Source organism: Streptomyces sp. BR123, from assembly GCF_013401435.1.
Classification (GTDB): Bacteria; Actinomycetota; Actinomycetes; order Streptomycetales; family Streptomycetaceae; genus Streptomyces.
In genome coordinates, this window is the sequence record NZ_JACBGN010000274.1 from 1 (window position 1) to 9,515 (window position 9,515).

The 9,515-nt window shown below is 73.3% G+C and carries 7 protein-coding genes; 5 read left to right on the plus strand and 2 right to left on the minus strand.

Going from position 1 to position 9,515, the window contains the following annotated elements; translation table 11 throughout:
• Together HYE82_RS29415 and HYE82_RS29420 are read left to right on the plus strand one after the other, a co-directional pair.
• On the plus strand, positions 1–229 hold a 229-nt coding region (locus HYE82_RS29415; RefSeq protein WP_179177226.1), incomplete at its 5' end, for an alpha/beta fold hydrolase.
• A complete protein-coding gene (locus tag HYE82_RS29420; RefSeq protein WP_179177227.1) occupies positions 226–1,119 on the plus strand; it encodes an SDR family oxidoreductase in 894 nt (297 codons plus the stop codon). The genes HYE82_RS29415 and HYE82_RS29420, both read left to right, overlap by 4 nt.
• A gap of 167 nt (positions 1,120–1,286) precedes the next feature.
• Here the strand turns inward: HYE82_RS29420 and HYE82_RS29425 are convergent, their stop codons facing one another.
• Positions 1,287–4,583, minus strand: coding sequence for a S41 family peptidase (locus tag HYE82_RS29425; RefSeq protein WP_179177228.1), 3,297 nt, complete (start codon positions 4,581–4,583; stop codon positions 1,287–1,289).
• 165 nt (positions 4,584–4,748) lie between these two features.
• Here HYE82_RS29425 and HYE82_RS29430 point away from each other — a divergent pair, with 165 nt between their 5' ends.
• Positions 4,749–5,339, plus strand: a complete 591-nt coding sequence (locus tag HYE82_RS29430; RefSeq protein ID WP_179177229.1) for a TetR/AcrR family transcriptional regulator — start codon at positions 4,749–4,751, stop codon at positions 5,337–5,339.
• Positions 5,340–5,458: 119 nt separating this feature from the next.
• Positions 5,459–7,657: an MMPL family transporter gene (locus HYE82_RS29435; protein WP_179177230.1), complete on the plus strand. Its 2,199-nt coding sequence runs from the start codon at positions 5,459–5,461 to the stop codon at positions 7,655–7,657.
• Positions 7,658–7,860: 203 nt separating this feature from the next.
• On the opposite strand, the gene HYE82_RS29440 is transcribed toward HYE82_RS29435, so the two are convergent.
• The gene (locus HYE82_RS29440; RefSeq protein WP_179177231.1) at positions 7,861–8,292 is read right to left on the minus strand and encodes an SsgA family sporulation/cell division regulator; all 432 of its coding nucleotides are present in this window, start codon (positions 8,290–8,292) and stop codon (positions 7,861–7,863) included.
• Positions 8,293–8,475: 183 nt separating this feature from the next.
• On the opposite strand from HYE82_RS29440, the gene HYE82_RS29445 reads away from it, so the two are divergent.
• A partial coding sequence (locus HYE82_RS29445; RefSeq protein ID WP_179177232.1) for an energy-coupling factor ABC transporter permease occupies positions 8,476–9,515 on the plus strand: 1,040 nt, incomplete at its 3' end.

Here is a 9,515-nt window from a genome sequence, read left to right on the forward strand (position 1 = left end):
GCTCGGTCAGCCCGACGCAGTGCGGCAGCGCGGCGGCACCGCCGACCGGCTGTCCCCGATCGTGCACGCCCGGCGGATCGCCGCCGCGCTGCCGCACTGCGTCGGGCTGACCGAGCTGACCGGCATGGGGCACATGACCCCGATCGAGGCCCCCGAGGCCGTCGGCAACGCGGTGCGCGAGCTGGCCACCGCGTACCTCGGCACACCCGCGAAGGAGAAGACGCCGTGAGCCCGCACAGGAGTCTGGAAGGCCAGGTCGCCGTCGTCACCGGCGCCGCACGCGGCGTCGGCGAGCTGCTCGCCCGCAAGCTGTCCGCGCGCGGCGCGCGGATCGCGCTGGTGGGGCTGGAGCCGGAGGCCCTCAAGGAGGTCTCCGGGCGCCTGCACACCGACAGCGACCACTGGCACGCCGACGTCACCGACCACGGGGCCATGGCCCGGGTGGCGCAGGAGGTCAAGCAGCGCTTCGGCAAGGTCGACATCGTCGTCGCCAACGCAGGGGTGGCCGCCGGCGGCCCGTTCGCCGACTCCGACCCCGAGGCGTGGCGCCGGGTGATCGAGGTCAACCTGATCGGCAGCGCCGTCACGGGCCGGGCCTTCCTGCCGGTCCTCACCGAGAGCCGCGGCTACTTCCTCCAGATCGCCTCGCTCGCCGCGATCACCCCGGCGCCGATGATGACCGCGTACTGCGCCTCCAAATCCGGGGTCGAGGCCTTCGCCCACTGCCTGCGGGCCGAGGTGGCGCACAAGGGTGTCAAGGTCGGCGTCGGCTACCTGTCCTGGACCGACACCGACATGGTGCGCGGCGCCGACCGGAACGACGTGATGCGGGAGCTGCGGCAGCGGCTGCCGTGGCCGGCGAACCGCACCTACCCCCTGGGCCCGGCCGTGGACCGGATCGTCGCCGGCATCGAACGCCGCTCCGCGCACGTGTACGCCCAGGGGTGGCTGCGCGCGATGCAGGGCGTACGGGGCTGGCTGCCGGGGCTCGTCGCGGTCGGCGGGCGGCGGGACATGGAGCGGTTCGAGCCGCGGCTGGCCGGCGTCTCCAGGGGGCTCGTCGGGGCCGGCGGAGCCGCCGACGAGCGGGAACGCGGCGGCAGCGGCACGCCGGTCTGACGCCCGGGCCGCGCCCCGGCCTGGCCCGGCGCGGCCCCGGGCCCGGGCCCCGGCCTGAGCGCTCCGTGGGAGGTGCCACGATGGTCCGGCGATCGTCTGCGGGCCGACGGTGGCTGATCGCGCAGTTCCCCGCGCCCCTTACGGGGCGCGGTTCCCCGTGCCCGTTGCTAGCGCGGCGGCAGCTTCGGCCGCCGCAGGTCGGGGACGTCCTCGTAGCCCGGCGGTACCGCGGCCGGCTCCTGCTCCAGGAGCTCCAGGGCCAGGTGCACGGCGTCGTCGAGCTCCCCGTGGCGTCCCTCCGCCCAGTCCAGCGGGGTCCGCAGGACCGCGAAGTCCGGCTCCACGCCGTGGTTCTCCACCGACCAGCCGTACTCGGGGAACCAGGCGGCGTTCATCGGCACCGTGATGACCGTGCCGTCGCCCAGGGTGTGGCGGCCGGTCATGCCGACGACGCCGCCCCAGGTGCGCTGGCCGACGACCGGGCCCAGGCCCAGCAGTTTGAACGCCGCGGTGATCATGTCGCCGTCGGAGGAGGTCGCCTCGTCGGCCAGCGCCACGATCGGCCCGCGGGGCGCGTTGGAGGCGTAGGACACCGGCTGGGCGTTGCGGGTGAGGTCCCAGCCCAGGATCGAGCGGGTGAGCTTCTCCACCACCAGTTCGCTGATGTGCCCGCCCGCGTTGCCGCGTACGTCCACGATGAGCGCGGGCCGGGACATCTCCATCCGGAGGTCCCGGTTGAACTGCGCCCAGCCCGAGCCGCCCATGTCGGGGATGTGCAGGTAGCCGCATGTGCCGCCGCTGATCTCGCGGACCACGGCGCGGCGCTTGGACACCCAGTGCTGGTAGCGCAGGGGCCGGTCGTCGATCAGCGGGACCACCGCCACGCGGCGGGCCGCGCCCTCGCCCTCGGCCGGGGTGAAGGTCAGCTCGACGGTGGTGCCGCCTGCCGCTGCCAGCAGCGGGTAGGGCCCGGTGACGGGGTCGACGGGCCGCCCGTCGACGTGGGTGAGGACGGCGCCCTCGCGGATGCCGCTGCCGGCCAGCGGGGAGCGGGCCTTGGAGTCGGAGGCCTCGCCGGGCAGGATCCGCCGGACGACCCAGCCCCCGTCGCGGGGCACCAGGTCGGCGCCGAGCAGGCCGATGGGCCGCTGGTAGTGCGGCGGGCCCTCGTTGCGGCGGGCGGGGGAGACGTACGCGTGGGAGGTGCCGAGCTCGCCGAGGACCTCGCGCAGCAGGTCGGCGAACTCGTCGGGGGAGGCGACCCGTTCGACGAGCGGCCGGTACTGGCGCAGCACGCCGTCCCAGTCGATGCCGCACATGTCCGGCTCCCAGAAGTAGGCGCGGATCAGTCGGCCCGCCTCCTCGAAGGCCTGCCGCCACTCGGCCGCCGGGTCCGCCTCGTGGTGGATGCGCCGCAGGTCCAGGTAGACGGTGGAGTCTCCGTCGCCGGCCTCGGTGGCGGGGACGGCCCGCAGGTCGCCGTCGTCGTTGAGGACGAGCCGGGTGCCGTCGCCGCTGACCGCGAACCAGTCCAGCCCGGAGGCCAGTTCGGTCTTGCGGGCCTTGGTGATGTCGAAGTGCTCCAGGGTGGGCTTGCCGCTGGTGTCGGCGGGGTTGGCGAAGGTCTCGCCGAGCGCGCCCGAGATCGGCCAGCGCAGCCACACCAGGCCGCCGCCGTGCACCGGGTACAGGGCCGAGTACTTGGACGCCGTCACCGGGAACGGGGTGACGCGGCTCTCCAGGCCCTCCACCTCCACGGTCACCGAGCCGTCGCCCTCTTCGCCGGACTCCCCCTCCACCGGGTCGAGTCCGCCCGCCGCGGGCCGGCCGTCGGGGGTGAAGGCGAACGGCGAGGGGGTCGCCGAGGACAGCGGCACCAGGTACGGGCGGCAGCCCAGCGGGAAGGACAGGTCGCCGGTGTGCACGTCGTAGACCGGGTCGAAGCCGCGCCACGACAGGAAGGCCAGGTAGCGGCCGTCGCGGGTGAAGACGGGGTTCTCGTCCACGAAGCGGCCGCTGGTGACGTCCACGATGTTCCGTGCGCCGGGACCGAAGATCCGGGCCATCTTGATCTGCCGCAGGGCGTGCCCGACGCCCGGGTGCGACCAGGTCAGGAACGACCCGTCGGGCGAGAACGCCAGGTCGGTGACGGGCCCGTTGACGGACCGGATGAGCTCGGTGGCCTCGCCGGCCGATTCCTCCGTGGCGTCGATGAGCAGCAGCCGCCCGTCGTGGGAGGCGATCGCGAGCCGCTCCCCGGCGGGGTCGGCCACCATCTCCAGTACGCGGCCCAGCTGTCCGGAGGCGAGCCGGCGCGGCTGCCGGTCGCCGGAGGCCCGCGGCAGATAGGCGATCTCGACGGCGTCCTCGCCCTCGGCGTCCGTGACGTACGCGACCTGCCCGCCCGTGCCGAGCATCTCGGGCTGGCGCACCCGCACGCCCGGGGTGTCGGCGAGCGTCCGGGCGGGACCGTCGCGGTGGGTGAGCCAGTACAGGCTGCCGCGGATGACGACGGCGCTGGCCCGGCCGGTGGTGTCGACGGACAGCGAGTCGACGTGGCTGCCGGCGGGCACCTGGTAGGTGCGCCGGCCCGCCCGCGGGCCGCCGAGGCGGACGTCGAGCCGGCGCGGGGCGGAGCCGGGGGCCAGCGAGTCGACGAGCCAGAGTTCGCCGGCGCACTGGTAGACGACCCGGGAGCCGTCGCTGGAGGCGTGCCGGGCGTAGAACTCCTCGTGGTCGGTGTGCCGGCGCAGGTCGGTGCCGTCGGGCAGGCAGGAGTACAGGTTGCCGATGCCCTCGTGGTCGGAGAGGAAGGCGATCCGGCCGGCGACGAACATGGGTGCGTCGAGATGGCCGCCGATGTCCTCCAGCAGCCGCTTGCCGTGGAGCCAGAGCCGTCCCGTGGCGCCGCCGCGATAGCGCTTCCAGGAGGCGGGCTCGTGCGGGGGCTTGCCCGTCAGCAGCAGGGTGCGCCGCCCGCCGGGACCCTCGCCGTCGTGCTCCTCCTCGTGCACCGCGATGTCCGAGACCGGGCCCCAGGGGAGCTTGCCGCCGGGGGAGCCGTCCGTGGGCACGCGGTAGGCCCACGCGAAGTAGGAGAACGGCTGTCCGTGCGAGGACACGGCCAGGATGTCGCTGTGGCCGTCGGCCTCGGGCGGGGTCCAGCCGCAGACCCGGGTGTCGGTCGCGCCCCAGTAGGTGAGCCGGCGGGCCGGGCCGCCCTCGACGGGGGCGAGGTGGATCTCCGGGTCGAGGCTGCGCCAGGTGGTGTAGGCGATGTGGCGGCCGTCGGGGGAGAAGCGGGGATGGCCGATGCGGGTGCGGTCGACCGTGATGCGCCAGGCCCGGCCCGGGCTTTCGCCCTCGGGGACCAGGGGCGCGATCCACAGGTCGTCCTCGGCGGCGAAGCAGAGCAGGTCGCCGTGGAGATGGGGGAACCGGAGGTAGGCGAGGTCGTGGCTCACCCCACAATGCTTTCCGCGGCCGGGGGCCACGGCAACTCGTACAGGTGATCCAGGCCACGCTCAAAAGCGAAACGGAACGGTTTCGTTTCGCTTCGGTCGGGAGTATGGTCGTACCTGTACGACGTGAAGTACGAAACGGTTTCGTTCGAAGGGAGGTGCGCCGTGATGTCCGACGAGCTCTCGTCGCGGCGCAGCCGCATCACCCCCGAACGGGAGGCCGAACTCCACGGAGCGGTCCTGGACCTGCTGCGCGAGGTCGGCTACGACGCACTGACCATGGACGCGGTCGCCACCCGCACCAAGTCCAGCAAGGCAACCCTCTACCGCCAGTGGGGGAGCAAGCCCGAGCTGGTCGCCCGGGCCCTGCGCTGCACGCAGCCGGTCTCCCTGGAGGAGATCGACACCGGCAGCCTGCGCGGGGACTTCGGACTCATGGTCAAGCACTCCGACGACGCGCAGATGGCCAAGGACACCGCCCTGATCCGGGGCCTGGCCCATGCCGTCCACACGAGCCCGGAACTCCACCAGGCCCTGCGGGAGCTGCTGATCGACCCGGAGATCACCGGACTCCAGGTGATGCTCCGGCGTGCCGTCGACCGGGGTGAGATCGCCCCGGACTGTCCGGCCCTGGATTTCGTACCGCACATGCTCATCGGGGCCTTCATCGCGCTCCCGCTCATCGAGGACCGGTCCGTCGACCGGGCCTTCCTCGCCGAGTTCGTCGACGCCGTGGTCTTCCCCGCCCTCGGCGTCTGAGTCACCACCCGCGCACCGTTCCTGCTGCTCCTGACACGCCGCTCTCGTCGTCGGGCCGGCTGCCCACGCCCTGATCCGTACCCGGATCCATCCCACGACCAGAACGGGAGACCGCCTCCGTGGCTACCTTCCTCTACCGCCTCGGCCGGGGCGCCTTCCGGCGCCGCGGCCTCGTCGCCCTCATATGGGTGGCGCTGCTGTTCGCCGCCGGCTTCGGCGCGGCCTCGGCCGGCGCGCCCACCTCCGGCTCGTTCTCGATGCCCGGGACGGAGGCCCAGAAGGCCTTCGACCTGCTCGACGAGAAGTTCCCCGGCATGTCCGCCGACGGCGCCTCCGCCCGTATCGTCATCAAGGCCCCGCAGGGCGCCAAGATCACGGACGAGGCGAACAAGGCCCAGGTCCAGAAGATCGTCTCCGGCCTCCAGGACGGTCCGGGCAAGGCCCAGGTCGCCTCGGTCGCCGACCCCTTCCAGGCGCAGGCCGTCAGCCGGGACGGCTCCACCGCGTACGTGAGCGTGAAGTACACCGTCAGCGGCATGGAGCTGAAGGACGACACGCGTGAGGCGCTCACCGGGGCCGGCGCCGACGCCAAGGCCGCCGGGCTGACCGTCGAGATCGGCGGCGACGCACTGATGGCCGCCCCCGAGACCGGCTCCGGCGAGGTCATCGGCATCGCGGTCGCCGCGGTCGTGCTCGTCATCACCTTCGGCTCGCTGGTGGCGGCCGGACTGCCGCTGCTGACCGCGCTGATCGGCGTCGGCATCGGCGTCTCCACCGTCACCGCGCTCGCCAACGTGCTCGACCTCGGCTCCACCACCTCCACCCTCGCGATGATGATCGGCCTCGCGGTCGGCATCGACTACGCCCTCTTCATCGTCTCCCGGTACCGCGTGGAGCTCACCGAGGGCCACGAGCGGGACGAGGCCGCGGGCCGGGCCGTCGGCACCGCCGGCTCCGCCGTCGTCTTCGCCGGCCTGACCGTGGTCATCGCCCTCGTGGGCCTGGCCGTCGTCAACATCCCGATGCTGACCAAGATGGGCCTCGCCGCCGCGGGCACCGTGGTCATCGCCGTCTTCGTGGCCCTGACCCTGGTCCCGTCCATCCTGGGCTTCGCCGGCAGGAAGGTGCTGCCGGCGGGCACCAAGAGCAAGCTGTTCGGCAAGGGCCGCCCCGCCGGCGCCGAGCCCAAGGCCAACGTCGGCACCCGGTGGGCCCGCTTCGTGCTGCGCCGCCCGGTGGCCGTCCTCCTCCTCGGCGTGATCGGCCTCGGCGCGATCGCGGTCCCGGCCGGCAAGCTGGAGATGGGCCTGCCCGACGACGGCGCCCAGCCGGTCTCCACCACCCAGCGCAGGGCGTACGACCTGCTCTCGGAGGGCTTCGGCCCCGGCTTCAACGGCCCGCTGCTGGTGGTCGTCGACGGCGGCAGGAAGCTCGCCGACGAGACCGCGGACCGGATCAAGGGCCTGGACGGTGTGGCCGTGGTCGTGCCGCCGACGCCCAACGAGGCCGGCGACGCCGCCGTCATCACCGTCATCCCGAAGGACCGCCCGTCGTCGGCGAAGACGGAGGCCCTCGTCCGCGACATCCGCGAGGGCAGCGGGGACGACGTCCTCGTCACCGGCGCGACCGCGATGAACATCGACTTCTCGCAGAAGATGAACGACGCCCTGCTGCCCTACCTGGCGCTCGTCGTCGGCCTCGCCTTCCTGCTGCTGATGGTCGTCTTCCGCTCGATCCTGGTCCCGCTCAAGGCAGCCCTCGGCTTCCTGCTGTCCGTCGTCGCCGCCCTCGGCGCGGTCGTGGCGGTCTTCCAGTGGGGCTGGCTCGGCTCGGTCTTCGGAGTGGAGCAGACCGGCCCGATCATGAGCATGATGCCGATCTTCATGGTGGGCGTCGTCTTCGGCCTGGCCATGGACTACGAGGTCTTCCTCGTCACCCGGATGCGCGAGGCGTACGTCCACGGCGAGCGCCCGGGCCAGGCCGTCGTGACCGGCTTCCAGTACAGCGCCCGGGTCGTCGTCGCGGCCGCCGTGATCATGATCGCCGTGTTCGCCGGGTTCATCGGCGCCAGCGAGCAGATGGTGAAGATGATCGGCTTCGGCCTGGCCGTCGCCGTCTTCTTCGACGCCTTCGTCGTCCGCATGGCCATCGTCCCGGCGGTGCTCGCCCTGCTCGGCCACAAGGCCTGGTGGCTGCCGCGCTGGCTGGACCGGCTCCTGCCGAACGTGGACGTCGAGGGCGAGAGCCTGCGCAGGCACCTGGAGGCCGCCGGCCCTGCCGAGGGCCCGGACAAGGACCGCGAGCTGGTCAACGTCTGACCGCCGCCGGCCGGTGCCCGACCGGACCGGAGCGGTCAGTGCCCGGACCGTAGCCGGTCGGTGCCCGGCCCGGACCGAGCCGGCCGGCAAGGCCCGGCCCCGCACCCGGCCGATCCGAGGGGATCGCCGGGCGCGGGGCCGGGCCGTTCGCGTGTTCGGGCCCGACGGCGCCCGTGCCCGTGGCCGTGGCCCGTGGTGGTCCGTTACGCCGACCGGGTGACGGGGGCGTACGCACGCCGCAGGAAGCGGCGCAGCGCGGCGCTGTCGAACTGGATGACGGCCACCCCGTCCGGAGAGTGGAACTCCACGACCACCTGGACGCGGCCGCAGGGCCAGATGCGTACGTCGCCGGTCCCGGACGGGGCCTGGAGGCCGGCCTCCAGCAGGGCCCGGGGGAAGACCCATTCGTTGTCGGTGCCCTCGGGGGAGAGGCCCGCGGGGAAGACGATGCGCACGGCGAGCGGCTCGCCGGGGGCGAAGCGCAGGGCGACGGGGATCTTCCGGTAGAGCGGATCGTCGCTGATCACGCGGGCGACGACGCGCTCCTCGACCGCGGTGGCGACAGCAGCGGCGGCGGTGGCGGTGGCGGCCGCGGCGGTGGCGGGGCCGGTGGGATTCTCGGCGGTGGCAGACATCGACAAGACTCCTCGAATCGGGACGAAGCAGTCCGTATTCCCTTCAGCCTCGCACATTCCGACGAAGCTGCGAACAAGTATTTATGGGTGCGCCGCTCTTGCCAGTGGTTTGCAAGTAGGCCCTATTCTTGAACGGATAAAGATTTTGTCAGTTCAAGGACCGCAGGAAGCGGAGCCAGCCTCATGCACGTGCCCGACGGATTCATCGACGCCCCCGTCTCCCTCGCCGCCGGTGTCGCCGCCGCAGGTGCGGTCGCCGTCAGCCTCCGCGGCGCCCGCCGGGAACTCGACGAGCGGACCGCCCCGCTCGCCGGCCTCGTCGCCGCCTTCATCTTCGCCGTCCAGATGCTGAACTTCCCCGTCGCCGCCGGCACCAGCGGCCACCTGCTGGGCGGGGCACTCGCCGCGATACTCGTCGGACCCTGGACCGGCGTGCTCTGCGTGTCCGTCGTCCTGCTCATGCAGAGCGTCCTGTTCGCCGACGGCGGGCTCACCGCCCTCGGCGTGAACATCGTCAACATGGCCGTCGTGACCGTCGTCCTCGCCTACGCCGTCTTCCGCGGCCTGGCCCGGCTCCTGCCCCGCACCCGGCGCTCCGTCACCGTGGCCGCCTTCGCCGGAGCACTCGTCTCCGTGCCCGCCTCCGCCGCCGCCTTCACCCTCATGTACGCCGTCGGCGGCACCACCGACGTCCCCCTCGGCAAGGTGCTCACCGCCATGCTCGGCGTGCACGTCCTCATCGGCATCGGCGAGGCCGCCATCACCGCCGCGACCGTCGGCGCCGTCCTCGCCGTACGGCCCGACCTGGTCCACGGCGCGCGCGGGCTGACCGCTCCGCTGAAGCTGCGCGTCGGCGGCGAACTCGTCGACGCCCCGGCAGCCGCCGCGCCCGCGGCCCCCGCCGCCGCCCGCTCGACGAAGAAGGTGTGGGGCGCGGGCCTCGCCACCGCCCTCGTCCTCGCCGGCGTCGTCTCCTTCTACGCCTCCGCCAGCCCCGACGGCCTGGAGAAGGTCGCCGCCGACCAGGGCATCGACCAGAACGTCACCGAGCACGCCGCAGCCGGCTCCCCCCTCGCCGACTACGGCGTCAAGGACGTCGACGACGCCCGCCTCTCCGGCGGCCTCGCCGGTGTGATCGGCGTCGGCGCCACCGTCGCCGTCGGCACCGGCGTCTTCTGGGGCGTGCGCCGCCGCCGCGCCGCCGCCCCCGACCAGACCGCCGC

What these genes read in the sequence shown, in the direction of transcription:
- HYE82_RS29430 (WP_179177229.1), top strand. Translation starts at nt 4,749, where the DNA reads ATGTCCGACGAGCTCTCGTCGCGGCGCAGCCGCATCACCCCCGAACGG.
- HYE82_RS29440 (WP_179177231.1), bottom strand. Translation starts at nt 8,292, where the DNA reads ATGTCTGCCACCGCCGAGAATCCCACCGGCCCCGCCACCGCCGCGGCC.